We start from the raw sequence: 24,300 nt of genomic DNA on the forward strand, positions 1-24,300 counted from the left end.
AGCGGTCGAACTCACGGGCGGCCAGCGCCCGCACGATGCCCGCGCGGCCCTCGTTCACCAGACGGAGCAGGGCAGGCGGGTGGTCGCCAGCGGCGATCCAGGCGTCCGCGGCCTTGACCGTGGCCTCCTCCACCGCCCAGGACGGGAACAGGCCGATCACCACCGGCATCGCCCGGTCGCTGCCGCGGCGCTGCCACACCTCGGACACCTCGGCGAAGTAGCGGCTGGTGTAGCCGGCCAGCAGCTCCTTCTGCCCGGGGTGGGAGAAGCCGTTGATCAGCGACTCGTTGGTGGAGTTGGACAGCTCGTCGTCGTGCACGGCCCGGCGCCAGGTCTCCGCCTTGTTCTCCTCGGTCGGGATCAGCGCGGTGGCCAGCTCCGCCTGCCGCTTGCCGGTCGCGGTGGCATCCCGCGCCAGCTCGGCCGCGATGTCGGTCTCGTCGGCGCGGGCGTGTGCCACCAGGGCACGGAGGATCCGCCAGCGCAGGTCCGCGTCCACGGTCAGGCCGTCCAGCACGTTGGTGCCGTCGTACCAGCCCTGCAGTACGGCCAGCTCGACCTCGCCGAGCACCGAGGAGGTCAGCGCGTTGGCGAAGGCCAGCTGGTGGTCCGAGCCCGGCTCCGCGGTGGTCGCCAGGTCCAGCACGCGGGTGGAGAAGCGGGACCAGCCCTCCGGCCGCCACGCCGGGTCGGCGTAGGAGGACAGGGCGGTCTGGGCCTGCGCGAGCAGCCGCTGCACCACGCCGACCTCGGTCTCGGCGTGCACGCCGCCGAGCACCAGGGTGACGAAGTCGCGGGCCTTCAGCTCGGCCTCGCGGGTCATCTCCCAGGCCGCCGACCAGCACAGCGTGCGCGGCAGCGGCTCGGTGATGTGCGCGATCCGGTCGATCAGGGTGACCAGCGAGTCCGGATCCAGCCGCATCGTGCAGTAGGTGAGGTCGTCGTCGTTGACCAGCACCAGCTTGCCGCGGTGCACGCCGACCAGCTCGGGCACGTCGGTGCGCTCGCCGTCCACGTCCACCTCGACCCGGTGCACCCGGGACAGCTTGCCGTCGGCGTCCTCGTCGTAGATGCCGATGGCCAGCCGGTGCGTGCGCAGCTCACCGGCGCCGGGCCGGGCGCCGCCCTGCAGCACCGCGAACCTGGTGAACCTGCCGTCGGAGCCCACCTCGAACCGGGCGCGCAGCGAGTTCAGCCCGGTGGTCTGCAGCCACTGCGCGCTCCACCAGGACAGGTCCCGGCCGGAGGCCTGCTCCAGCGCGACCAGCAGGTCGGCCAGGGTGGCGTTGTCCCAGGCGTGCTTGTCGAAGTACACCCGCAGCCCGGCCAGGAAGTTGTCCAGGCCCACGTAGGCCACCAGCTGCTTGAGCACGCTGGCGCCCTTGGCGTAGGTGATGCCGTCGAAGTTGACCTCCACGGCCTCCAGGTCGGGCATCTCGCAGGCGACCGGGTGGGTGGAGGGCAGCTGGTCCTGGCGGTAGGCCCAGGACTTCTCGATGTTGGCGAAGGAGGTCCAGGCGTGCTTGTACTCGGTGGCCGAGGCCTGCGCGAGCACACTGGCCCAGGTGGCGAAGGACTCGTTCAGCCACAGGTCGTCCCACCAGCGCATGGTGACCAGGTCGCCGAACCACATGTGCGCCATCTCGTGCAGCAGGGTCTCGCACCGGCGCTCGTAGTCGTAGCGGGTGACCCTGGAGCGGAAGATGTACTCCTCGCGGAAGGTCACGCAGCCCGCGTTCTCCATCGCGCCCGCGTTGAACTCCGGCACGAAGCACTGGTCGTACTTGCCGAACGGGTAGCGCACCCCGAAGGCGTTGTTGAAGAACTCGAAGCCCTGCTTGGTCTCGGTGAACAGCCGCTCGTGGTCGGCGAACTCGGCCAGCGAGGCGCGCACGTAGAGCCCGAGCGGGATCTCACCCTCGCTGTCGGTGTACACGTCGCGCCACTCCGCGTACGGACCGGCGACCAGCGCGACCAGGTAGGTCGACATCGGCTTGGTGGTCTCGAAGACGTGCCGGACACCGCCCTCGGCCTGCTCGGTGGACTCGGTGGCGCTGTTGGACAGCACCTTCCAGTCCGCGGGCGCCAGCACGGTGAGCTGGTAGACCGACTTCAGGTCCGGCTGGTCGAAGCAGGCGAACATGCGCTTGGCGTCCGCGGTCTCGAACTGGGTGTAGAGGTACACCCCGTCGTCCACCGGGTCGACGAAGCGGTGCACGCCCTCACCGGTGTTCATGAACCGGCAGTCGGCCTCGATGACGAGCTCGTTGCGCTCGGCCAGGTTCGGCAGCGTGATCCCGTCCTCCTCGCGGAAGTCGGAGACGTCCAGCTCGACGCCGTTGAGCACGGCCCTGCGCACCCCGGCGGCCACCAGGTCGACGAAGGTCTGGGCGCCGGTCTCACGGCTGGCGAACCGCACCGTGCTGGTCGAGCGGAACGTGTTCTCGCCCGGCCCGCCCGCTCCGTCGGTGAGGTCCAGCTCGATCGCGTAGGACTCCACCTCCAGGAGGGCGGCACGCTGCTGTGCCTGCTCGACCGTGAGGTTCGGTGCGGCCACGGGTCACCTCGTGTTCTTGCTATTGGGGATGCACGACGTCAGGCATCAAACCACGAACGTCGAAACGGTTTCCCGCTCCCGGGAAGAGTTCGCCCCCGCGCGCGGTTGGTAGCAGGCAGGACGTGCTGCCCGAGGCTCGTCAACAGCCATAAACCGAAAGAGGCGTCATGAGCGCTGAGACCCCCCGAGTCGACTTCTACTTCGACCCGCTCTGCCCGTGGGCGTGGATCAGCTCGCGGTGGATCCTGGAGGTCGAGCAGGTCCGTGACATCGACTTGCACTTCCGGGTGATGAGCCTGTCCGTGCTGAACGCCGGCCGCGACCTGCCCCCGGAGTACCAGGAGTTGCTGGAGAAGGGCTGGGGCCCGGTCCGGGTGGCCATCGCCGCCGCCAAGTCCCACGGCGAGGACATCCTCCGCCCGCTGTACACCGCGCTGGGCACCCGCATCCACAACGAGGGACGCGGCGACGACATGGACGGCGTGATCAAGGAAGCCCTGGCCGAGCTGGGCCTGCCCGCGGAACTCGCCGAGGCGGCCCACACGACCGACCACGACGAGGCGCTGAAGGCCAGCCACCACGCCGGCATGGACCCGGTGGGCATGGAGGTGGGCACGCCGACCATCCACGTGGACGGGGTCGCGTTCTTCGGGCCGGTGCTGTCGAAGATCCCGAGGGGCGAGGACGCGGGGAAGGTGTTCGACGGGGCTCGGCTGCTCGCCGGGTACCCGCACTTCTTCGAGCTGAAGCGGACGCGGACCGAGGACCCGGACTTCTCCTGAGAGTGAGCTAGGGACCGCTTTCCGGCGCGTGCTGGAGGGCGGTCCTTCGCTTGTGCGGCTGGGGTGGTGCCAGCGATCCGCGCCCGCGAGAGGGATCCTCGCCTCGTTCTGCGAATATGACCGGTCGTCTTGGGGTGGAGACGAATGTGACCGGTCGTCTTGGGGTGGAAGCGAATGTGACCGGTCGTCTTAAACGGGGGTAGGGGTCTGCTCGGCCTGAACTCAATATGACCGGTCGTCTTACCCGGGCTGCGACAAGCACCCGCGCCGGGCCGCCACCTGACCGATCCCGGCCATCCACCCGCCCCAGCCCAAATCCCGCCCAGCTTCACCTCAAAACCCGCCCTGCTCCACGCCAACCCCCGCCCTGCCCCACCCCAAGCCCGCCCTCAAACCCTGCCCAACCGCCCTCTTCTCGTCCTTTGTGGACACCCAGCACCCCAACCCCCGCCCCGCTCCATGACACCCTGACCCCATGGCGAACGAACTCATCGAAGTGATCAACCCAGCCACCGAACAGGTCATCGGCTCCGTCCCGGCCGGCACCGCCGCCGACGTCGACGCCGCCGTGCGCGCGGCTCACGCGGCCTTCCCCGCCTGGGCGGCGACCCCGCTGGCCGAGCGGGCCGAGCTCGGGCGCCGGATCGCCGCGGGCGTGGCCGCGCGGCGGGACGAGCTGGCGAAGCTGATCACAGCGGAGATGGGGTCGCCGATCAGCTTCTCGACCAGGGTGCAGGCCAGTTTGCCGGTGGCGGTGGCGAGCGGGTTCGTGGACTTGGTCGACCAGGGTTACGACTTCAGCGAGGAGATCGGCAACTCGCTGGTGCTGCGCGAGCCGATCGGCGTGGTGGGCGCGATCACGCCGTGGAACTACCCGCTGCACCAGGTCGTGGCGAAGGTGGTGCCCGCGCTGGTCGCCGGGTGCACCGTGGTGCTCAAACCGAGTGAGGTGACTCCGCTCACCGCCGAGGCCTTCGCCGGGATCGTGCGCGAGGCCGGTGTGCCGGACGGGGTTTTCCACCTGGTGCACGGATACGGGCCGACGGTGGGGGAGGCGATCGTCGCGCACCCGCTGGTGGACATGATCTCCTTCACCGGCTCGACCGCGGCCGGGCGGCGGATCTCCGCGGTCGGGGCCGAGACCGTGAAGCGGGTCTCACTCGAGCTGGGCGGCAAGTCCGCCAACATCATCCTGGACGACGCCGACCTGGCCGGCGCCGCGAAGCAGGCCATCGCGCACTGCTTCATCAACAGCGGGCAGACCTGCACCGCGCGCACCAGGGCGCTGATTCCGGCGCGGCTGCACGAGGAGTTCGTGGGGCTGCTCACCGAGGCCGCGGCCAAGTACGTGCCGGGCGATCCGACCGACCCGGCCACCAGGATCGGCCCGATGGTCACCAAGGCCCAGCAGGAGCGGGTCCAGGGCTACATCCGGCAGGGCGTCGCCGAGGGCGCCACGCTGGCCGTGGGCGGCCCGGAGACCCCGGCGCACACCCCGGTCGGCTACTACGTCCAGCCGACCGTGTTCGCCAACGTGCGCAACGACATGGTCATCGCCCAGGAGGAGATCTTCGGGCCGGTGCTGGCGGTGCTGCCCTACGCCGACGAGGACGACGCGGTGGCCATCGCCAACGACTCCATCTACGGCCTCGCCGGTTCGGTCTACTCCGCCGACGCCGACCGCGCGCTGGCCGTGGCCAGGCGGATGCGCACCGGGCAGGTGGACATCAACGGCGGCGCGTTCAACCCGGTGGCGCCCTTCGGCGGCTACAAGCAGTCCGGCAACGGCAGGGAGATGGGACTGCACGGACTGGAGGAGTTCACCGAATTGAAGGCCATCCAGCGTTAACCGGGGCACTCCTCCGCTCGTGTCACACTCGTAGGTGACCGGATGGGGCCGCCGCCCCCTCCCCACTCAACGGAGCGTGGACGAGTTGGCGATTAGCGTCTTTGAGCTGTTCAAGATCGGTATCGGGCCGTCGAGCTCCCACACCGTGGGACCGATGCGGGCCGCATGCACGTTCGCCAACGGCCTGAAGGCGGACGGGCTGCTGGCCGACACGGTGACCGTGCGCTCGGAGCTGTTCGGCTCGCTGGGCGCCACCGGCCACGGGCACGGCAGCGACAAGGCCGTGCTGCTCGGCCTGGAGGGCGAGGACCCGGAGACGGTGGACACCTCCTCGGTCGAGCCGAGGGTGGCCGCCATCCGCGAGCGGCGCAGGCTCCGGCTGCTGGGCAGCCACGAGATCGCCTTCGAGGAGCGGACCGACCTGGTCATGCACCGGCGCAAGTCGTTGCCGTACCACCCCAACGGCATGACCTTCGCCGCGCTGGACGCCTCGGGGCAGGAACTGCGCAGCCGGACCTACTACTCGGTCGGCGGCGGTTTTGTGGTGGACGAGACCGCCGCGGGCGCCGACCGGATCAAGGTCGACGACACCCCGGTCCGGCACCCGTTCCGCAACGGCGTGGAACTGCTGGAGCGCACCATCGAGACCGGCCTGCCGATCAGCGGCGTGATGCTGGCCAACGAGCTGTCCTGGCGCACCGAGCCCGAGGTGCGGGAGGGCCTGCTGCACATCTGGCAGGTCATCCAGGACTGCGTGCGCAGCGGCTGCGCGCGCGAGGGCACCCTGCCCGGCGGGCTGAAGGTGCAGCGCCGCGCGGCCGGGCTGTTCCAGACCCTGTCCAACGAGCACTACACCACCGACCCGCTGCGGGTGATGGACTGGGTGACCCTGTTCGCGCTGGCGGTCAATGAGGAGAACGCGGCAGGCGGCCGGGTGGTCACCGCGCCCACCAACGGCGCGGCCGGGATCGTGCCCGCGGTGCTGCACTACTACGCCCGGTTCGTGCCGGGCGCCAACGACGACGGCGTGGTCCGCTTCCTGCTGACCGCGGGCGCGATCGGCCAGCTGTTCAAGGAGAACGCCTCCATCTCCGGCGCCGAGGTCGGCTGCCAGGGCGAGGTCGGCTCCGCCTGCTCGATGGCCGCGGCCGGCCTCACCGAGGTGCTGGGCGGCACCCCGGAGCAGGTGGAGAACGCCGCGGAGATCGCCCTGGAGCACAACCTGGGCCTGACCTGCGACCCGATCGGCGGCCTGGTGCAGATCCCGTGCATCGAGCGCAACGCGGTCGCCTCGATCAAGGCCATCACCGCCTCCCGGATGGCGCTGCGCGGCGACGGCACGCACTTCGTCTCGCTGGACAAGGCGATCAAGACCATGCGCGAGACCGGCGCCGACATGAAGGTCAAGTACAAGGAGACCGCGCGCGGCGGCCTGGCCGTCAACGTCATCGAGTGCTGAGCCCGCTCCGGCCGCCAGTGATCGACTGGGTCGGCGGAGTGCCTGCTCGGTGCCGTTCTGCGGCTGTTTTGAGGCTGTGGAAGACAAGCGCGCGCACGACCTGGAAGTGAACTGGGCGTAGCCGACTGTCGCCTCCCATCTGTTTCCGGACGGCATCACCCTGTAGCGTCATGGCCGCTCGCTCTGTCCACGAGGCCTGCTCGTGGGCGGCGCGGGGGTGAGACGGGACCACTGCCATTGGTGGTACCGCTCGCATTGACGAGGAGTTTTATGGCAACCGGCAAGGTCAAGTGGTTCAACGCGGAAAAGGGCTTCGGCTTCATCGCCCAGGACAGCGGCGGACCTGACGTGTTCGTGCACTTCTCGGCCATCCAGGGCTCCGGTTACCGGTCCCTGGAGGAGAACCAGGCCGTGGAGTTCGAGGTCGTTCAGGGCCCCAAGGGTCCTCAGGCGGATCGGGTCAGCGCGATCTGATTTCGTTCACGACGCACCGCGGGCCCGCATCCCCATCGGATGCGGGCCCGCGGTTTGTCTGGAGTAGTTCTGGGCGGCTAGTCCCAGTCCCAGCGCACGCCGTAGATGCCGGGCGAGACGTCCAGCGAGACGAAGTGCGCGGTGTTGGAGGCGCCCACCCACAGCTCCTGCACGTCCTGCTCGGGCGCGTTGGCCAGCTGGCGGTGGTAGCGGAAGCAGCGCGCCGGGACCATCGCCGGGTCGAAGTGCACCTGGAGCACGTAGTCCCGGGCCGGGGTCCGGAAACGCCGGTCGTAGAAGTGCGCGGGAGTGGTCGACTGGCACTCCAGCTCGAACTCCATGATCGTGGTGTCCCCGGCGGAGAGCACCCGGTCGAGCACCAGCTCGGCCACCATGAAGTTGCTGTCGGGGTCGAAGCGCACCCGGCCCAGCCGGCAGTACCGGGTCGAGGTGATCAACGGCGCCGGGCGGTCCGGGTCGTCGCCCCGGTAGTAGAGGAAGTGCCGGGAGACCTTGTCGACCTCGGCGCGCACCACCTCCCGCACCCGCAGGCTCTTCTCCGAGCGGTCCGCGCCGAGCAGGTAGGTGTCGTGCACGCTCAGCCTGGTCAGCTGCGAGGTGGAGGGCACCTCCAGCCGCTCCAGCAGCTTGGTCAGGCCGTCGGGGGACTCCCACAGGCGCTCGGTGTCCAGGCTGCCGGGGGTGTGCGAGAGCCAGCGGCCGCGCGGCCGGCGCGGGCCGAGCAGGCTCATCAGTGAGTTCGCCGGCAGGCGCAGCACCTCTTCGAGGATGTGCACCCCGCGCAGCGAGTCCGGGCGCTCCGGGCGGCTGCGCCCGTGTCGCCAGTAGCTCAGCGTGGTCAGGCTGACCTTCACCCCACGCTGGGCGAGCCGGTACTGGATCCGGTCCAGGCTCAGCCCGCTTGCCTCGATCGCGAGGTGCAGGGCTCTGGAGAACGGGCCCTTCTGCAGCACTTCGGCCAGCTCACGGCTGGGTTCGGGCAGAGCGGGGGAGCCGTTGTACACCGGCCGGTGCGCAGTCGTGGTCGGCTGCGGCTCTTGGTGCACGAGCACCTCCTCGCCACGTGGCAGGCAATCACAGGGAGTCACCTACGACGCTGACTTGACACTTGTCACACGGAGCATAGTTCAGCTCACCGAGCCAGGCGAGGTGAAGCCCGATTGAGTAGGTACTCTCGGACTTTACGCAACAGACCGATGGCTCAGTGTCACAAGTATTTGGTGCTGCTAGGCGTGGCCAGAGTGATTGGTAACACTTTGGAGTGCATCTGCGGTGAAGTCTTCAGGGTACGGGGAGCGACGCAGTGCCGCAGCGCGATCCAGCCGCCCGGCGCTGACCTCGGCACACAGCTCGGCCACCCGGCCCAGCTCGGCCAGCTGCTCCCGCACGAAGGCCCGGTCCACCGGCTCACCGTGCCCCGGCACCACCACCGAGGGCTTGAGCGCCAGCACCTGCTCCACCGCGGCGGGCCAGGCCAGCGGCCAAGACCCCTTGAACGCCGGGGGCGCGCCCTGCTCGACCAGGTCGCCGGTGAAGACCACCGAGACCTCGGGCAGCCAGACCAGCAGGTCGTGGTCGGTGTGCCCGTGCTCGGTGGGCAGCAGCTCCACGACCCGCCCGCCCAGGTCCAGCTCGGTCCGCTCGGCCACCGGGTGGGTCGGCGGCACCGGCTCGGCGGCCAGGATCGCCTCGGCCACCTCGGGACGGCCCTGCTCGCGGTAGTACTCGCTCCAGGCCTTCTTGTCCGCCTCGGCGCCCGCGGCCAGCGCCGGGCCGCAGCGCTGGTGCGCCCAGATCTCGCAGGGCGCGAAGGCCGAGGCGCCGAAGCTGTGGTCGAAGTGCGCGTGCGTGAGCACCACCCGCCAGGGCAGCGGGGTGACCTCGCGGACCGCGGCGGCCAGCTCCGCGCCCTGCACCCCGTCCCCGCGGGTGTCGATCACCAGGCATCCCTGTTCGCCGAGCACCAGCCCGGTGTTGAGGTCCAGCTCGGTGTGCCTGCGGACCAGCACACCCTCGGCGACCTCGACCCAGCGACCGTCCACGACCCGTCCTTCCCTAGGCGCCGAAGATCCCGTCCACCAGTACCGGTGCCGCCGTGCTGCTGTCCACCGCCCCGGCCAGCTCGACGTCCGCGGCCAGCCCGGCCTCGGTGAGCTCTCGTCCGGACACGGAGTCTGCCAGCAGCTCCGGCACCCGGTCGGCCACCGCGGCGAACGCGGTCGCGGCCAGCTCGGCCTCGCCGGATCGCCCGTGCCGCAACCCGTGCGCGATCGCCCCCGCGCCCAGGTAGTCCTCCAGCGAGGGCCGCAGCGGCCGGGCCTGGTCGATCCGCCAGCGCTCGCCGCCGGCGATGATGCCGATCGGCCGGTCCCCGGCCAGCTCCAGCGCCTTGGCCGCCACCGCGCTCGCGTTGCGCAGGCAGCCGGCCAGCACGGTGGCGCCGGTCGCGGCCGCCCGCGCGCACAGCGTGCCGCCGTTGGGCGAGGACAGGCCGAGCAGCGTGCCCTGGGGCACCTCGGTCAGCGAGGAGGGCCGCAGCGACCACTTCTCCTTGGTGGCCACCGAGCCGGTCGGGCTGGTGTAGAGCCCCAGCCCGGCGATCACCGCGCCGCGCGCCTCCGCCGCCCGCTGCGCGTCCTCGTCGGCGGTGGCGAAGGGCAGCACCCGCGCGCCCCTGTTCACCACCACGTCCACCGTGGTGGTGAACACCAGCACGTCCACCACGACCAGCACCGCGCACCGCGGCGCCAGCATCGCCACCCCCTCGCCGCCCCACTCCAACCGCACCTGGAAGCCGTCCTGCCCGAAGACCGTCATGTGACCAGCCTCGCAAAGCCGACCGCCCAGGTCAGGCGAATATCGGTGCTGGCAGACTGCGTGCCCGTGCGCGTTTACCTTGGTTCCGACCACGCAGGCTTCGAGCTGAAGAACCACCTCGTCGCCCACCTGACCGAGCAGGGTCACGAGGTCGTCGACGTCGGCCCCCACACCTACGACGCCGAGGACGACTACCCGCCGTTCTGCGTCGAGGCCGCCCGCCGGGTGGTCGCCGACGAGGGCAGCCTGGGCCTGGTGATCGGCGGCTCCGGCAACGGCGAGCAGATCGCCGCGAACAAGGTCCCCGGCTGCCGTGCCGCGCTGACCTGGAGCGTGCAGACCGCCCAGCTGTCCCGCCAGCACAACAACGCCCTGGTCGCCGGGGTGGGCGCGCGGATGCACAGCACCGAGGAGGCCACCGCGATCGTGGAGGCGTTCCTGGCCACCGAGTTCTCCGGCGAGCCGCGGCACGCCCGCCGGATCGGCCTGCTCAGCGAGTACGAGCGCACCGGCGAGCCGCCTGCTTTGCCGAGCGCCTGAGTTGGGTAAGCCAGCCGGGTGAGTCGATCTGCCTGGCTGGCCACTCCGCTGGTCGCGACCTTCGGCACGCTGCTCGGCGTGCTGGCCCTCTACTTCGGCGAGGCGGCACTGGTGCCGTGGCTGGCCGGGCCGGGCGACCCGCCGTGCGGGCAGCCGGACTGCGTGCTCGGCGTCGGCCTGCAGATGATGCTGGCCGGGGTGGTCCTGGTGCTGGTCGCGGCGGTGGCCGGGGTGTGGCTGGGGCTGAAGCACCGGGAGACCGCGGACCGGGCCTCGGCTGTACTGCGCGGGTTCGTAGTGTGTGGCTACTGCCTGCTGGCCTACGCGATCCAGTCCGTGGTCGCCTGGTGGCCGAAGTAGCCGACGAGGAGCGCTGAGTTGCCAGAGGGCCACACCCTGCACCGATTCGCCCTGCTGCACCACCGGCAGTTCGCCGGGCACCGGGTCGAGGTGTCCAGCCCGCAGGGCCGCTTCGCCGCCGAGGCCGCCGTGGTGGACGGGCGGGTGTTCGAGTCGGCGCAGGCGCACGGCAAGCACCTGTTCCACCACTACGGCGATGTCACCGTGCACGTGCACCTGGGCCTGTACGGCACGTTCAGCGAACGCGAGCTGCCGGTGGAGCCGCCGCAGGGCCAGGTGCGGATGCGCCTGGTCGGCCCGGAGCACTGGACCGACCTGCGCGGCCCGACCGCCTGCCGCCTGCTCGGGGACACCGAGCTCAACGCCCTGCGCGCCCGGCTCGGCCCGGACCCGCTGCGCGCGGACGCCGACCCGGACCGGGCCTGGGCGAAGATCAGCAAGTCGAAGACCTCGATCGCCGCGCTGCTGATGGACCAGTCGGTGCTGGCCGGGGTCGGCAACGTCTACCGGGCCGAAGTCCTGTTCCGGCACCACATCCCGCCGCTGCGCGCGGGCCGCGACCTCAGCCGCGCCGAGTGGGAGACCATCTGGGCGGACCTGGTCGAGCTGATGTCCGACGGCGTGCGGGCCGGCCGGATCGACACGGTGCGCCCCGAGCACCTGCCCGGGGCCACCGGCCGGGCGCCCAGGGTGGACCGGCACGGCGGCGAGGTCTACGTCTACCGCCGGGCCGGACTGCCCTGCCTGGTGTGCGGCACACCGGTGGCCAGGTCGGAGCTGGTCAGCCGGAACCTGTACTGGTGCCCCGGCTGCCAGCCGGACTGATCACCAGTCCCCGCCGAAGTCACCACCGCCGAAGTCACCGAAGTCGCCGAAACCCTCGGCCAGGCTGTCGCCCATGTCGCCGAGGCCCTCGCCGATGCCGCCGATGAGGTCACCGGCCATGCTGGCGATCGCCACACCAGCCATACCGGCGAACATCGCGCCGAAGAGCATGCCCGCGCCCGAGCCCCAGGAACCGGTGGCCCTGGCCGGCTTCCAGATCGGTTCGCTGTACCAGCCCTGCGGCAGCGGCCTGCCCGCCACCATGCCGCCCGGGAAGTAGTGCGGGGTGTGCGAGCTCGGCGTGCGCGCCACCGCGTACTGGTGGCCCTCCACGGTGACCTCGCGGTCCTCCGACACCGTGCCCGCGCTGCGCTGGCCGTTGAGGTCGGGCAGTGCGGGACCGGGGTCCATGTCCATCGCGACCCTGGCCGCCCGCACGTAGTACAGGCCCTCCATCGCGGTCTGCTTGGCCAACTGGGCCTGCGCCGCCGAGGTGGCCTGCTCGATCTGCGAACCCGCCGCGGTGTAGCTGCCGGAGGCGTCGGCCAGCGCCTGCCGGGCCGCCTCGTTGGTGCCGACCAGGTTCAGCACCTGGCCGCCCAGCCGCTCGATCCAGCGGCGCGCGTCGGCCTTCTCGTCGTTGAGCTGCTGCTGTGCCCGCGCGGCTTTCTGCCGGGACGCGTACAGCACCCCGCCCACGATGACCACGGCGAGCAGCAACAGCACGATTGCCGTACTCAAGGGTGCCTCCCGATAGCAGGGCGCCGCGGGTGGCTCCCGCGGTCACCCTCTCCAACGGGCTACCCGGCCGGGCCGTTCCCCACCGCCGGGTGAGGCAGGGCACTCAGAAGTTCTCGATGGTGTGCGGCGCCGGATCTGTCAGGAATGCCCGGCTCAGCGGCGCGAGCGCGCCCGGCCGCAGCTCGCGCACCCGGCCCGCGGCGGACAGCGCGGTCAGCCGCACCCCGCCGAGGAAGGCCGAGGCCAGCTCGGTGGTGCTCAGCGCCAGCTCCGGCTCGTCCTCGGTGCGCGTCACCTCGGCGTGGCCGTCCGCACCGATCCGCAGCCGCAGGCGGCCGGCGTTCCACGGGCAGAACTCGTCGGTCAGCTCCAGCACGGTCTCCAGCGGCCCGGCGTAGCGCCGCAGCGGCAGCGCGCGGTCCACGTCGACCAGCCGCAGCCAGAGCGCGTCGCCGCGTACGCGCCGGACCGCGCGCGGGTCGGCCAGCAGGTGCGGCAGCGGGTCGTCCAGCGAGGCGCACCAGTAGTCGGCCAGGCCGGCCAGGTCCGCGTCGAGCAGGTGCCGCCAGAGCGCGGCGTAGCCGACCGGGCCGGTGGTGACCAGCTCGTGCACCTCCACCGCCAGCACCTGCCGCTGGTGCATCCGGAACAGCGCGTAGCCCTCGGGGTGCACCGCGAACCGGAAGGCCTGGCGGCCGTTGCGCTGCTGGGGCCCGTCGAGCAGCCGGTAGTGCCAGGCGTCGGCGTCCCGTTCCAGCCAGCCCGGCGTCTGCGCGGCGATCTTGGCGTGCAGCTCGCGCATGAGCGGTTCGGCGACCTCCCTGGACACCTCGCGGACGCGGTCGGTCCCGGTGTCCACGGCAGGCAGGAACCTGGCGCCCTTGTCGATCTCGATCTCCTGGCGCTCCACCGCGATGCCGTAGCCGTACCGGCCGTAGATGCCGCCCTCGGAGGCCCACAGCGCGGCGAACGGGTCGCCGCCCTCGGCGTGCAGGTCGTGCAGCAGCGACCGCATCACCCCGGTGAGCGCGCCCCGCCTGCGCTGCCCCGGCGCGACCGCGACCATGGTGACCCCGGCGAAGGAGTGCGCGCCGGTGCCCGGCAACGTCATCCGCCTCGGCCAGATGCCGCCGCCGCCGATCAGCTCCGCGCCGTCGAAGGCGCCCCGGAAACGGGCCGGGTCCCACATCCGGAGCTGGGCCTCGCGGGCGGGATCGTCGGGCTCGCCGTAGAAGGCGGTGCGGCAGATGTCGAGGTGCTCGGACAGGGTCGAGGCGGTGAGCGGGCGGACCGTCAGCGTTGAGGTCATGCCCGTGTTGCTACCGCAGGTTGTGGACGGGCGCGAACGGATTTGGGCAGGGTGGGCCGATGCGCCCCGAAGCACTGCACACGGCACTGGACACCGCGGTGGCTGAGTTCCAGGCCGCCGTGACCTCGGCCGGGCCCGCCGCGCCGGTGCCCACCTGCCCCGGCTGGACCGCCGACGCGCTCACCGCGCACCTGGCCTCGGTGTTCGGGCTGGTCGCGGACTGGATCCGGACCGGCCGCAGGCGCCAGCCGAGACCGGTCCCGGCGTCCGCGCCGGACGCCTTCGCCACCGCCTCGGCCACCCTGCTGGAGCTGCTCGGCCCCGGCCAGGCCGACCGGCCGTGCCCGACCTGGTGCCCGTGGGACCGCACGATCGGGTTCTGGCTCCGGCGGATGGCGCACGAGGCGGTGATCCACCGGGTGGACGCGGAGTCCGCGCTGGGCGTGGTCACCCCGGTCCCGGCCGAGCTGGCCGCGGACGGCGTGGACGAGGTCCTCACGCTGTGGCTGGGCGCCCACCAGCCGCCGGTCGTCAGCGGTGAACACGTTGTGCGGCTTGAGGTTCCGGGCCGGGAGTGGACGGTCGGGCTGAACCCGTCGGTGGTCGACTTCTGCGACGGCGCCGAGCCGGAAGCGGTGCTGCGCGGCCCGGCCAGTGCGCTGGACCTGTGGCTGTGGGGCCGGGGCGGGGCGGCCGGGCTGACAGTCGAGGGCGACCCGGCCGCGGTGGCCGCGCTCCGGTCCGCGGTCGCCGCCGTCACCTGATCACTCTGGGCCATCCAGGTGAGTTTCCGCCGCCTGCCGGACTGGGCCTTGCCCGACTGGGGCTTCGCGTGACCACCCGTTCAGTCGAACAAGTCGTGACTCTCAGCTATCACCCGAGAAGGGTGTTGCAACCAGATGGTGGCAAGATCGATGTCACTGCTTGTCACCGTTGCGGTCGGTATCGGCCGACTACGAGGCGTGTTCACGTTCTCACTCGTTCGGGAAGCGACAGCCGCCGGAATTCCCGGTTAACTAACGGCCTGTGCGGCCCGCGACCCGCACGGAAAACCGAACAAATCCCCCGAGAAGTGCTAGCTCGAAGGAGTGGACGTCACCACAGGTGGCTAGGTAGTAGGGCGCCGTGCTGGTGTTCCTCCCCGTTAGCGGGACACCAGCGCGGCTTTCACCATTCCCGCTATTCGAACTGGCGAGCCGCCGAAACACCACGTCGGTGGAAATCGGTGAGATCCGGGTCCTCGTTCTCGAATGCCTTCTCCAACTGCGCCCAGCCGACACGCTGCGCGAACTCCGCCTCGCTGCTGGTGATCGGGATCAGCCAGGTCAGCTGCACCGGCCGCTCGCCCACCGTCACCGTCCGGAACTCATCCGGCAGATAGACCGGTAACGCCGCGTAGAACGCGGTCAGCTCGCCGACCGGGAAGATCTGCCCCCTCGGCCCGATCACCTGCCCCCGCGCCAGCCCCTGCCCGGAACCCAGCAGCTCGGCCCCCACCTGGTCCAGCAGCGCGGGCACGAACTCCTGCAGCTGCCCGTCCCTGGTGTGCATGACCAGCTCCTGCCACACCCAGCCGCCGGGCAGGTCCAGCCGGTGCGCGGACAGGCCGATGGTGGCGTGCGTGCGCACCCCGCCGAAGGGCCGGTCCGGACCGAACCGCATGATCCGGAACGGCATCGGGGCGCCGGTGTCGTCGGTGTCCCACTCGTGTTCCGGCGGGCCGAGGTGGCGCTCCAGGTGTCGGATCAGCTGCACCAGGCGGAGTCTGCCCCGGCCAGGGGCGGATGTCTGTGGGGCAGAGGCGTGAACCGGTGGCAGGATCTCCGCCATGACCAAGGCCGATCTGCTGGCCCGGCCGGACCGGCCCAAGCTGCTGCTGTTCTGGGGCCACCGCCCAGAGCCCGACGGGAGCGCCGGCAAGGGCTGCCTGAGCCAGTGGTGGCCTGCCGAGCTGGACGACGACGGCCTGCGCCTGCGCAGCGCCGAGCACTACATGATGTTCCACAAGGCGCTGCTGTTCGAGGACCAGGACACCGCGGCCAAGATCCTGGCCGCCGACCACCCCGGCGAGGCCAAGACCCTCGGCCGCCAGGTCCGCTCCTTCGACCAGGAGACCTGGGCCGCCCGCCGGTTCGACATCGTGGTCGCGGGCAACCTGCTCAAGTTCACCCAGCACCCCGACCTGGGCGCCTACCTGCTCGCCACCGGCGACCGGGTCCTGGTCGAGGCCAGCCCCCTGGATCCGGTCTGGGGCATCGGCCTGGCCGCCGACGACCCGAGGGCCGCCGACCCCGCGCAGTGGCCGGGGGAGAACCTGCTCGGCTTCGCCCTGATGGCGGTGCGCGACCGCCTGCGCGCCGCCGCGTAGTCGTCACCGCGCCGTCAAACGCCGGTCACCTGAGGACGTAGGCTCAGTGGGCAGGCGTGTCGAGGAGGTTCGGTGCTGTACAGGTTGCTCAAGCGGCTACTGGGTCGGCTGGTCCGGTTGGTGTGGCGCCCCACGGTGATCGGTCTGGACAACCTGCCCAAGAAGGGCGCGTTCATCCTGGCCGCGAACCACCTGTCCTTCGCCGACAGCCTGATGCTCCCCCTGGTCGTCCCCCGCCAGGTCGCCTTTCTGGCCAAGGCCGAGTACTTCACCGGCAAGGGCGTCAAGGGCGCCATCATGCGCTGGGTCTTCACCGCCCTCGGCCAGATCCCGGTCGAACGCGGCAAGGGCCGAGCCGCAGGCCAGGCCCTGGACACCGCCCTGGAGGTCCTGCAGGCAGGCGGCGCCTTCGGCATCTACCCCGAGGGCACCCGCTCCCGCGACGGCCAGCTGCACCGCGGCCACGTCGGCGTCGCCCGCCTCGCCCTCACCAGCGGCGCCCCGGTCATCCCGGTCGGCCTGATCGGCACCGACCGCCTCCAGCCCGTCGGCAAGAAGATCCCCCGCATCCGCCCGGTGACCATCCACTTCGGCAAGCCGCTGGAGTTCAACCGGTACGACGGGATGAACGAGTCCCTGCCGATCCTGCGCTCGGTGACCGACGAGATCATGTACCAGATCATGGAACTCTCGGGCCAGGAGTACGTCGACCGCTACGAGAAGCCCCCAGCCGCCGCCTGACTCAGCCCCGGTCCGGGGTCGCCAGCGGCACCAGTTGCCGGTCCCCGACCCTGGTCAGCAGCGCCAGCGGTTTGCTGGCCAGGGTCAGTGCCAGCACCACCCAGCGCGGCTTGCCCAGTTCGCGCGCGATCGGTCCAGCGAACGCCGCCATCAACGCCGTCAGCCCCGGCAGCGGTCGCACCGACAGCGTGATCGAGGAGATCAGCCCCTCCGAGTTCAGCTCGACCCGGGCCGTCTCCTCCAACTCCTGCCCGCCCACGGTCGCCGTGTGCACCAGCACCCGCGTCCGCTCGTCCCCAACGTCAGACCGGTACCGCAACCCCTTCAGCTCCCGCAGGGCCACGGTCAGCACCGCGCGCACCTCCGCCTTGCCCTCGAACCGCACCCGCGTCGTCAGCGGCGAGTGCAGCACCACGTCCTCGGCCAGTGTCGCCAGCACTCCCGCCAGGTCGCCGGCCTCGCCCGCGGTGCGGTAGCGCTCAGTTGTCGTGCTCATCGTGGTTCCCCTCGGTAGTGGTCAGTCCGTGCAGTCCGCGCCAGATCAGGTCCGCGGTCAGCGCCTCGATCTGCGGCCGGGTGACCTCCGGGTTCCGCAGCCACCAGGACGCCATCGCGTTCACCGTCCACTTGGTCGCCTCCGCCAAAGCAGCCGCGCCCTGGTCGCGGGACAGTCCCGATGGCAGGCCGAGGTGCGGAATCCGGTGCAGCAGCGCGGTCAGCGCCGCCGACGCGTCGTCCTGACCACGCTGGTGGGCAGGCGCGACAGCCGGGTCAGCAGGCGGTTCGCCGAACAACAACCGCCACCCCACCCCATTGCGCTCGATCCACCCAAAGATCAGCGACAACGTGTGCCGCACCAACCCCTCCGGCGACAACGAGCCAGGCGGAGCCCCCCAAGCAAGGTTCAGCCCAGCGGCATGCTCCTCAATCACCGCCCGATACAACGCACCCTTGTCAGCGAAGTGGTCATACAAAACCGGCGTAGTAACCCCCGAAGCCGCAGCCACCTCCCGCATAGAGGCCCCCACATACCCCCGAGCCGCAAAAACCTCCCCAGCAGCCCGAAGGATCACCCCCCGCCGCTCAGCAGGACTAAGACGCTTACGAACCCCGTTACCTGACATCAGTTAGGTAAGGTACACGACAACCTAACCCCCGTCAGGTAGCGATGCGAAGCGAGCCCAGAAGGGGGTCCGGGGGCGAAGCCCGCCGGCGTGGGGGCGCGGGGGCTCGGCCCCCGCTGAAAAGGCGAAACGCCCCGGGGAAGCGCAAAGCGCGACCACGGGGCGTGCGGCGTGGAGCGGGCGACGGGAATCGAACCCGCGTAGCTAGTTTGGAAGACTAGGGCTCTACCATTGAGCTACGCCCGCGTTGGAGCCCGGTTGCCTGGGCTCCGATGTAAGGGTAGCGGGTCGCACGGTATGGTCTGCACGCGGTACCCCGGGATGTGGCGCAGCTTGGTAGCGCATCCGCTTTGGGAGCGGAGGGTCGCAGGTTCAAATCCTGTCATCCCGATTTCCGCCTCGGGGCCGAGGTGTGCCTGCGGAACGCGCAGGCCGCCTCGGCCCCAAGGTCACACACGGGGGCCCGAGCCCCCGGACCCCCACGGTGCGGCTGGTGCTGAACCAGCGTGGTTTTTACTCGTCCAGCCCTAGTTGTACGCCGTAGCGGATCAGGGCGTGGCGGTCGCTGAGGCCTAGCTTGTTCTGGAGTCTGCTGATGGTGTTGCGGACTGTTTTGGGGCTCACCAGCAGGCGTTCGGCGATGGTGGCTGTGTCCAGGCGTTTTGCCAGTAGGCGTAGTAGTTCGTGTTCTCGGTCGGTCAGCTCGTGGGGTGGGGCCGGGGCGGTCAGGGGTTCGCCGGTGCAGGCCTGGTCGATGGCTGCTCTGAGTTCTGCCGGGCCCGCGCCTTTGAGCAGGTAGCCGGCGGCGCCTGCCTTGATGGACTTGAGGATGGCCTCTTGGTCTTCGGAGACGGTGAGGACCACGACCCGGATGCTGGGGTCTCTGGCCAGGATCTTGGCGATGGCCTCGTAGCCGTCCATGACGGGCATGGCCAGGTCCATCAGGACCAGGTGGGGGGCTGTCTCGGCGGCCAGGCGGACCGCTTCGAAGCCGTCGGCGGCCAGGCCGACTATCTCGTGGCCGTCGCCGCGGAGCAGGTCGCGCAGGCCGATGCGGAACAGGGGGTGGTCGTCGGCGATCAGGATGCGCAGGGGCGGCGGCATGGGGGACGGGGTTCAGTGGTGGCCGGGCAGGGCGGCGAAGACGCAGCCTTCGGCGTCGGCGGGGAAGGTGTCCGCTTGCACGCCCGTCATCGGCTTGCACCACAGGTGGCGGAGGCCGAGCTTCTCCGAGCCGAACTCGGCTGAGGTGACCGCGAAGCCGTTGCCGAAGCCGAAGTCCGGGTTCTCGGTGATGGCGCCTTCGCGGAGACCGCGCAGCCAGAACTCCTGCATGGACTTGATCTTGTCAGGTTTGAGCAGCACCAGGCCGATCTTGGCGTGTTCCGGCACCGCGCAGGTGGCCCACTCGGCGATGAACGGCTCGTAGCGCAGTGCGCGCACCTCGCCGAGGTAGCCGGGCAGCTCCGCCTTGCTGACAGTTTTCGCGTCCGTGCAGGCGCCGGTCTTCTGCTTCATCCAGTCGATCAGCGCGGTCATCGAGGGCATCGCCTCGCCGAGGGCGGCCGAACCGGCGCGCGGACCGCTCGCGGCGCTGGTCGGGGCGCCGTGCGCGCCGTGCGCGGCCACGGGTAGAGCCGGTTGGCCACCGCCGCAGGCCGCCAGCAGGAGCAGCCCGGTCAGCAGCGCCGGAAGTCCTTGCCGCCAACGGGATCTCGTCATCGACTCGCCCTCTCCCTGAACGGACCGGCGGCGGGATGATCCGGAACCGAGCGTAGGCAAGCGGGGGGGTCGGGCACAACGGTTCCGGCAACGCGGGGTCAGCGCTCGATCACGCTGCGCGGCCAGTTCGCGGGGCGTTGGCGCACCCGGGACCGAAGTACTCGGCGGGTGCGCTTAGACTCGCCGGAGGACCCGGCGCCGCTGGCGTGCGGGTGTTGGCACGCGCCTGTTTTTGTTCGCACGAGGAGAATACGTGAAGAGCACCGTCGAGCAGCTGAGCCCGACGCGCGTCCGGATCAACGTCGAGGTGCCGTTCGACGAGCTCAAGGCGAGCTTCGACCGGGCATACCGCAAGCTGGCCAAGCAGGTTCGGATCCCCGGCTTCCGTCCGGGCAAGGCGCCCGCGCGGGTGCTGGAGAACCGCCTCGGCCGTGGCGTTGTCCTGGACGAGGTCGTCAACGAGGCCATTCCGGCGAAGTACCTGGAAGCCGTCAACGCCGGCGAGGTGAAGACGCTGGGCCGCCCGGAGATCGAGGTCACCAAGATCGAGGACGGGCAGAGCCTGGAGTTCACCGCCGAGGTCGACATCCGTCCGGAGATCACCGTGCCCGCCTTCGGCGAGCTGACGGTCTCCGTCGAGGACGTCGAGGTCACCGAGGAGGACGTGACCAGCCAGCTGGACGAGCTGCGCGCTCGCTTCGGCAGCCTGGTCGGCGTCGAGCGCCCGGCCGCGACCGGCGACTTCGTCTCGGTCGACCTGTCCGCCACGGTGGACGGCAACGAGGTCGAGGACGCCCGCACCAACGGCCTGTCCTACGAGATCGGCTCCGGCCAGCTCGTCGAGGGCATCGACGAGGCCCTGGTGGGCGCGTCGGCCGGGGAGACCAAGTCGTTCACCACCACCCTGGTGGCCGGTGAGCACGCCGGCCGCGAGGCCTCGGTCAACGTCACCGTGCAGACCGTCAAGGAGCGGCAGCTGCCCGAGCTGGACGACGAGTTCGCCCAGCTGGCCAGCGAGTTCGACACCCTGGACGAGCTGAAGGACGACCTGCGCACCCGGCTCGCCAGGGTCAAGGCCATGCAGCAGGGCATGGAGGCCAGGGACAAGGTCCTCGAGGCCCTCCTGGAGGCCACCGAGGTGCCGATGCCGGAGGCCGCGGTGGACGCCGAGGTCGAGGTGCGCAAGCACGACGCGGTGCACCGCTTCGAGCACGACGAGGCCCGTTTCGCCGAGTGGCTGGCCACCCAGGGCAAGACCGTCGAGGAGTTCGACGCGGAGACCCGCGCCGAGTCCGAGCGCACGGTCAAGACCCAGCTGGTGCTGGACGCCATCGCCGACGCCGAGCAGACCACCGTCTCGGACAACGAGCTGACCGAGCGCATCGTCTACCAGGCGCAGAGCTTCGGCATCAGCCCGGACGAGTACGTGCAGCGGGCCCAGCAGTCCGGCCAGCTCGGCGCGATCTACGCCGACGTGCGCCGCGGCAAGGCGCTGGCCGGCGTGGTGGCCCAGGCCACGGTGACCGACGCCTCCGGCAACAAGGTCGACCTGGACGAGCTGTTCGGCAACGTGAACAAGAAGGACGAGGCCGAGAAGGCCGAAGCCTCCGCTGAGTAGTCAGTGACGCGGGTTTCGGTGTCATGGTCGCCCCTGGCGAGCAGGGCTCCGAATAATTCCGGAACACGCTGTTAGCGAACGCGGGCGGTGTCGGGAGTACGACACCGCCCGCGTTCGTTAGGGTCGTTTGTAGAGATCCTCCAGACCTAAAGGCAGGCACACGTGACGCAGTACCCGACCGTCCCGGCGCCCCAGATGCGCGCGGGCAGCGCAGGGCTGAACCTCAACGACTCGGTGTACGAGCGGCTGCTCCGTGAGCGCATCATCGTCCTGGGCTCCCAGGTCGAGGAGACCATCGCGAACCAGATCTGCGCTCAGCTGCTGCTGCTCGCGGCCGAGGACGATGAGCGGGACATCTACCTCTACATCAACTCCCCCGGCGGCTCGGTCACCGCGGGCATGGCCATCTACGACACCATGGAGCTGATCAAGCCCGACGTGGCCACCGTGGCCATGGGCCTGGCCGCCTCGATGGGTCAGTTCCTGCTCTCCGCGGGCGCCAGGGGCAAGCGCTCCGCGCTGCCGCACGCGCGGATCATGATGCACCAGCCCTCGGCCGGTCTGGGCGGCACCGCCGCGGACATCGCGATCCAGGCCGAGATGCTGATCAAGCACAAGCGTGAGATGGCCGAGCTGATCGCCACGCAGACCGGACAGCCGGTCGAGAAGATCATCGCCGACTCCGACCGCGACCGCTGGTTCACCGCGGAGGAGGCCAAGGAGTACGGCTTCATCGACCACGTGGCCAGCTCCGCCAGCCAGCTGCCGCGCGGCTGAGCGCCAGCACGAGTACGAGGAGTAATCAGAGATGAGCGAGCTCTACCGCCCTCAGTCCCGTTACGTGCTGCCCTCCTTCGTGGAACGCACCAGCTACGGGGTCAAGGAGTCCAACCCCTACAACAAGCTCTTCGAGGAGCGGGTCATCTTCCTCGGGGTGCAGATCGACGACGCCTCGGCGAACGACGTCATGGCCCAGTTGCTGTTCCTGGAGTCCGACGACCCGGACCGCGACATCACCATGTACATCAACTCGCCCGGCGGGTCCTTCACCTCGCTGATGGCCATCTACGACACCATGCAGTACGTCCGGCCGGACATCGCCACCTTCTGCCTCGGCCAGGCGGCCTCGGCGGCGGCGGTGCTGCTGGCGGCGGGCACTCCAGGTAAGCGCGGCGCGCTGCCGAACGCCCGGATCATGATCCACCAGCCCTCCACCGAGGGGGTGTACGGTCAGGTGTCGGACCTGGAGATCCAGGCGCGGGAGATCGAGCGGATCCGCCGTCAGCTGGAGTCCACGCTGGCCCGGCACACTGACAAGACGCCGGAGCAGGTCCGTCAGGACATCGACCGCGACAAGATCCTGACCGCGGAAGAGGCGAAGGAATACGGCATCGTGGACACCGTGCTGCCGTACCGGAAGCTGTCCGCGGCCCAGTCCTGACAAGGAGCCAAGCGGTACCCGTGAACTGCGACACGCCGAGCACCCGGTAGGACTGGCGGTGCTCGGCGTGCTCGGGGGAGGCTGGGGCACTCGGAAGTATTCAGTGACAGGTCTGGATGCTTCAGAGAGCTTGTCGACCTCCCGCTTGCCGGGGTAGTGCGGGTACCGTCAACAGCGAACACGGCCAGGCGCGTCGGCAGGGCGCGCCAGAGGGGACAGAGGTCAGCGGCCATGGCACGTATCGGTGACGGCGGAGACCTGCTCAAGTGCTCTTTCTGCGGCAAGAGCCAGAAGCAGGTCAAGAAGCTCATCGCCGGCCCCGGCGTGTACATCTGCGATGAGTGCATCGACCTCTGCAACGAGATCATCGAGGAGGAACTGGCGGAAGCGGGCGACGTCAAGCTTGACGAGCTGCCCAAACCGCTGGAGATCCACGAGTTCCTCGATCAGTACGTGATCGGGCAGGACGAGGCCAAGCGCACGCTGTCGGTGGCGGTCTACAACCACTACAAGCGCATTCAGGCTGGTGACCGGGGCCGGGATGGCCGGGACGACGGCATTGAGATCGCCAAGTCCAACATCCTGATGCTCGGTCCCACCGGGTGCGGCAAGACCTACCTCGCGCAGACCCTGGCGAAGCTGCTGAACGTGCCGTTCGCCATCGCGGACGCCACCGCGCTGACCGAGGCCGGGTACGTCGGCGAGGACGTCGAGAATATTCTTCTGAAGCTGATCCAGGCCGCCGACTACGACGTCAAGCGGGCCGAGACCGGCATCATCTACATCGACGAGGTGGACAAGATCGCTCGCAAGAGCGAGAACCCCTCGATCACCAGGGACGTCTCCGGTGAGGGCGTGCAGCAGGCGCTGCTGAAGATCCTGGAGGGCACCACCGCGAGCGTGCCGCCGCAGGGCGGGCGCAAGCACCCGCACCAGGAGTTCATCCAGATCGACACCACGAACGTGCTGTTCATCGTGGCCGGGGCCTTCGCGGGCCTGGAGAAGATCGTGCACGAGCGGACCGGCAAGCGCGGGGTCGGCTTCGGCGCCGAGATCCGGTCCAAGGCCGAGATCGAGACCACCGACGTCTTCGGCGAGGTCATGCCGGAGGACCTGATCAAGTTCGGGCTGATCCCGGAGTTCATCGGCCGGCTGCCGATCGTGGCCAGTGTGATGAACCTGGACAAGCCCAGCCTGGTCAAGATCCTTTCTGAGCCGAAGAACGCGCTGGTCAAGCAGTACCAGAAGCTGTTCGAGATGGACGGCGTGGAGCTGGAGTTCACCAAGACCGCGCTGGAGGCCATCGCCGACCAGTCGGTGCTGCGTGGCACCGGCGCCCGTGGGCTGCGCGCGATCATGGAGGAGGTGCTGCTGCCGGTGATGTACGACATCCCCAGCCGCACCGACGTGGCCAAGGTGGTCATCACCGAGCAGACCGTCCGGGAGAACGTGAACCCGACGATCGTCTCCAGGCAGCCGAGCCGCCGGGAGCGCCGCGACAAGTCCGCCTGAGCGGAAGCGCACTCTTCACGAAGCCCCCTGATCAGGTTGT

The 24,300-nt window shown here is 70.1% G+C and carries 25 protein-coding genes, 2 tRNA genes and 1 pseudogene; 15 read left to right on the forward strand and 13 right to left on the reverse strand.

Going from position 1 to position 24,300, the window contains the following annotated elements; genetic code table 11:
• The coding region (pepN, locus tag M8C13_RS42655) for an aminopeptidase N (RefSeq protein ID WP_252486548.1) at positions 1-2,557 on the reverse strand (2,557 nt) is incomplete at its 3' end.
• A 167-nt stretch (positions 2,558-2,724) separates the two neighbouring features.
• Here pepN and M8C13_RS42660 point away from each other — a divergent pair.
• From M8C13_RS42660 to M8C13_RS42680, 4 genes are all read left to right on the forward strand, one after another.
• Positions 2,725-3,339, forward strand: coding sequence for a DsbA family protein (locus M8C13_RS42660; protein ID WP_252486549.1), 615 nt, complete (start codon positions 2,725-2,727; stop codon positions 3,337-3,339).
• 475 nt (positions 3,340-3,814) lie between these two features.
• On the forward strand, positions 3,815-5,188 hold the full coding sequence (locus tag M8C13_RS42670) for an aldehyde dehydrogenase family protein (RefSeq protein WP_252486550.1): 1,374 nt from the start codon (positions 3,815-3,817) through the stop codon (positions 5,186-5,188).
• Positions 5,189-5,273: 85 nt separating this feature from the next.
• Positions 5,274-6,647, forward strand: coding sequence for an L-serine ammonia-lyase (locus tag M8C13_RS42675; protein WP_252486551.1), 1,374 nt, complete (start codon positions 5,274-5,276; stop codon positions 6,645-6,647).
• Positions 6,648-6,917: 270 nt separating this feature from the next.
• Positions 6,918-7,121, forward strand: coding sequence for a cold-shock protein (locus M8C13_RS42680; protein WP_252486552.1), 204 nt, complete (start codon positions 6,918-6,920; stop codon positions 7,119-7,121).
• A gap of 77 nt (positions 7,122-7,198) precedes the next feature.
• Here the strand turns inward: M8C13_RS42680 and M8C13_RS42685 are convergent, their stop codons facing one another.
• From M8C13_RS42685 to M8C13_RS42695, 3 genes are all read right to left on the reverse strand, one after another.
• Entirely contained in the window at positions 7,199-8,188 is a 990-nt protein-coding gene (locus M8C13_RS42685; protein WP_252486553.1) for a hypothetical protein, read from the reverse strand.
• A gap of 180 nt (positions 8,189-8,368) precedes the next feature.
• A complete protein-coding gene (locus M8C13_RS42690) occupies positions 8,369-9,184 on the reverse strand; it encodes an MBL fold metallo-hydrolase (protein WP_252486554.1) in 816 nt (271 codons plus the stop codon).
• A 13-nt stretch (positions 9,185-9,197) separates the two neighbouring features.
• Complete coding sequence (locus M8C13_RS42695) at positions 9,198-9,959, reverse strand: 2-phosphosulfolactate phosphatase (protein ID WP_252486555.1); 762 nt, start codon at positions 9,957-9,959, stop codon at positions 9,198-9,200.
• A 66-nt stretch (positions 9,960-10,025) separates the two neighbouring features.
• On the opposite strand from M8C13_RS42695, the gene M8C13_RS42700 reads away from it, so the two are divergent.
• From M8C13_RS42700 to M8C13_RS42710, 3 genes are read left to right on the forward strand one after another with little or no spacing between them, the layout of a single operon-like run.
• Positions 10,026-10,499 (forward strand): ribose-5-phosphate isomerase, encoded by a 474-nt coding sequence (locus tag M8C13_RS42700; protein ID WP_252486556.1) that lies wholly within the window; start codon positions 10,026-10,028, stop codon positions 10,497-10,499.
• 18 nt (positions 10,500-10,517) lie between these two features.
• Positions 10,518-10,859 (forward strand): hypothetical protein, encoded by a 342-nt coding sequence (locus M8C13_RS42705; protein ID WP_252486557.1) that lies wholly within the window; start codon positions 10,518-10,520, stop codon positions 10,857-10,859.
• Between the two features lie 18 nt (positions 10,860-10,877).
• On the forward strand, positions 10,878-11,684 hold the full coding sequence (locus M8C13_RS42710; protein ID WP_252486558.1) for an Fpg/Nei family DNA glycosylase: 807 nt from the start codon (positions 10,878-10,880) through the stop codon (positions 11,682-11,684).
• On the opposite strand, the gene M8C13_RS42715 is transcribed toward M8C13_RS42710, so the two are convergent.
• Positions 11,685-12,425, reverse strand: coding sequence for a hypothetical protein (locus M8C13_RS42715; protein WP_252486559.1), 741 nt, complete (start codon positions 12,423-12,425; stop codon positions 11,685-11,687).
• 103 nt (positions 12,426-12,528) lie between these two features.
• Positions 12,529-13,734, reverse strand: coding sequence for a GNAT family N-acetyltransferase (locus tag M8C13_RS42720; RefSeq protein ID WP_252486560.1), 1,206 nt, complete (start codon positions 13,732-13,734; stop codon positions 12,529-12,531).
• Positions 13,735-13,793: 59 nt separating this feature from the next.
• Here M8C13_RS42720 and M8C13_RS42725 point away from each other — a divergent pair, with 59 nt between their 5' ends.
• On the forward strand, positions 13,794-14,498 hold the full coding sequence (locus M8C13_RS42725; protein WP_252486561.1) for a maleylpyruvate isomerase family mycothiol-dependent enzyme: 705 nt from the start codon (positions 13,794-13,796) through the stop codon (positions 14,496-14,498).
• A gap of 415 nt (positions 14,499-14,913) precedes the next feature.
• Here M8C13_RS42725 and M8C13_RS42730 read toward each other — a convergent pair whose 3' ends face one another.
• Complete coding sequence (locus M8C13_RS42730) at positions 14,914-15,489, reverse strand: suppressor of fused domain protein (RefSeq protein ID WP_252486562.1); 576 nt, start codon at positions 15,487-15,489, stop codon at positions 14,914-14,916.
• A gap of 73 nt (positions 15,490-15,562) precedes the next feature.
• Between M8C13_RS42730 and M8C13_RS42735 the strand changes: the two genes are divergently transcribed.
• Together M8C13_RS42735 and M8C13_RS42740 are read left to right on the forward strand one after the other, a co-directional pair.
• Positions 15,563-16,102, forward strand: coding sequence for an NADAR family protein (locus tag M8C13_RS42735; protein ID WP_252486563.1), 540 nt, complete (start codon positions 15,563-15,565; stop codon positions 16,100-16,102).
• A 72-nt stretch (positions 16,103-16,174) separates the two neighbouring features.
• Positions 16,175-16,843 (forward strand): 1-acyl-sn-glycerol-3-phosphate acyltransferase, encoded by a 669-nt coding sequence (locus M8C13_RS42740; protein WP_252486564.1) that lies wholly within the window; start codon positions 16,175-16,177, stop codon positions 16,841-16,843.
• Position 16,844: 1 nt separating this feature from the next.
• Here the strand turns inward: M8C13_RS42740 and M8C13_RS42745 are convergent, their stop codons facing one another.
• From M8C13_RS42745 to M8C13_RS42755, 4 genes and pseudogenes are all read right to left on the reverse strand, one after another.
• On the reverse strand, positions 16,845-17,339 hold the full coding sequence (locus tag M8C13_RS42745) for a nuclear transport factor 2 family protein (protein ID WP_252486565.1): 495 nt from the start codon (positions 17,337-17,339) through the stop codon (positions 16,845-16,847).
• The gene (locus M8C13_RS45705) at positions 17,323-17,700 is read right to left on the reverse strand and encodes a hypothetical protein (protein ID WP_252486584.1); all 378 of its coding nucleotides are present in this window, start codon (positions 17,698-17,700) and stop codon (positions 17,323-17,325) included. Before M8C13_RS45705 ends, M8C13_RS42745 begins: the two co-directional genes overlap by 17 nt.
• An 84-nt stretch (positions 17,701-17,784) precedes the next feature.
• A pseudogene (locus M8C13_RS45710) lies at positions 17,785-17,967 on the reverse strand (TetR family transcriptional regulator); the annotation flags it as partial.
• Positions 17,968-18,139: 172 nt separating this feature from the next.
• Positions 18,140-18,213 (reverse strand) — tRNA-Gly (locus M8C13_RS42755).
• 71 nt (positions 18,214-18,284) lie between these two features.
• Here M8C13_RS42755 and M8C13_RS42760 point away from each other — a divergent pair.
• Positions 18,285-18,358: transfer RNA gene (locus M8C13_RS42760), tRNA-Pro, on the forward strand.
• A 122-nt stretch (positions 18,359-18,480) separates the two neighbouring features.
• On the opposite strand, the gene M8C13_RS42765 is transcribed toward M8C13_RS42760, so the two are convergent.
• Together M8C13_RS42765 and M8C13_RS42770 are read right to left on the reverse strand one after the other, a co-directional pair.
• Positions 18,481-19,071 (reverse strand): response regulator transcription factor, encoded by a 591-nt coding sequence (locus M8C13_RS42765; RefSeq protein WP_252486566.1) that lies wholly within the window; start codon positions 19,069-19,071, stop codon positions 18,481-18,483.
• A 12-nt stretch (positions 19,072-19,083) separates the two neighbouring features.
• The gene (locus M8C13_RS42770) at positions 19,084-19,689 is read right to left on the reverse strand and encodes a hypothetical protein (RefSeq protein ID WP_252486567.1); all 606 of its coding nucleotides are present in this window, start codon (positions 19,687-19,689) and stop codon (positions 19,084-19,086) included.
• 253 nt (positions 19,690-19,942) lie between these two features.
• On the opposite strand from M8C13_RS42770, the gene tig reads away from it, so the two are divergent.
• From tig to clpX, 4 genes are all read left to right on the forward strand, one after another.
• Positions 19,943-21,307, forward strand: coding sequence for a trigger factor (tig, locus tag M8C13_RS42775; protein WP_252486568.1), 1,365 nt, complete (start codon positions 19,943-19,945; stop codon positions 21,305-21,307).
• Between the two features lie 195 nt (positions 21,308-21,502).
• A complete protein-coding gene (locus M8C13_RS42780) occupies positions 21,503-22,084 on the forward strand; it encodes an ATP-dependent Clp protease proteolytic subunit (protein WP_252486582.1) in 582 nt (193 codons plus the stop codon).
• 31 nt (positions 22,085-22,115) lie between these two features.
• Positions 22,116-22,748: an ATP-dependent Clp protease proteolytic subunit gene (locus M8C13_RS42785; protein ID WP_252486569.1), complete on the forward strand. Its 633-nt coding sequence runs from the start codon at positions 22,116-22,118 to the stop codon at positions 22,746-22,748.
• A gap of 231 nt (positions 22,749-22,979) precedes the next feature.
• A complete protein-coding gene (gene clpX, locus M8C13_RS42790) occupies positions 22,980-24,260 on the forward strand; it encodes an ATP-dependent Clp protease ATP-binding subunit ClpX (protein WP_252486570.1) in 1,281 nt (426 codons plus the stop codon).
• The last annotated feature ends 40 nt before the right edge of the window (positions 24,261-24,300 follow it).

The organism is Crossiella sp. SN42 (genome assembly GCF_023897065.1).
Taxonomy (GTDB): Bacteria; Actinomycetota; Actinomycetes; order Mycobacteriales; family Pseudonocardiaceae; genus Crossiella.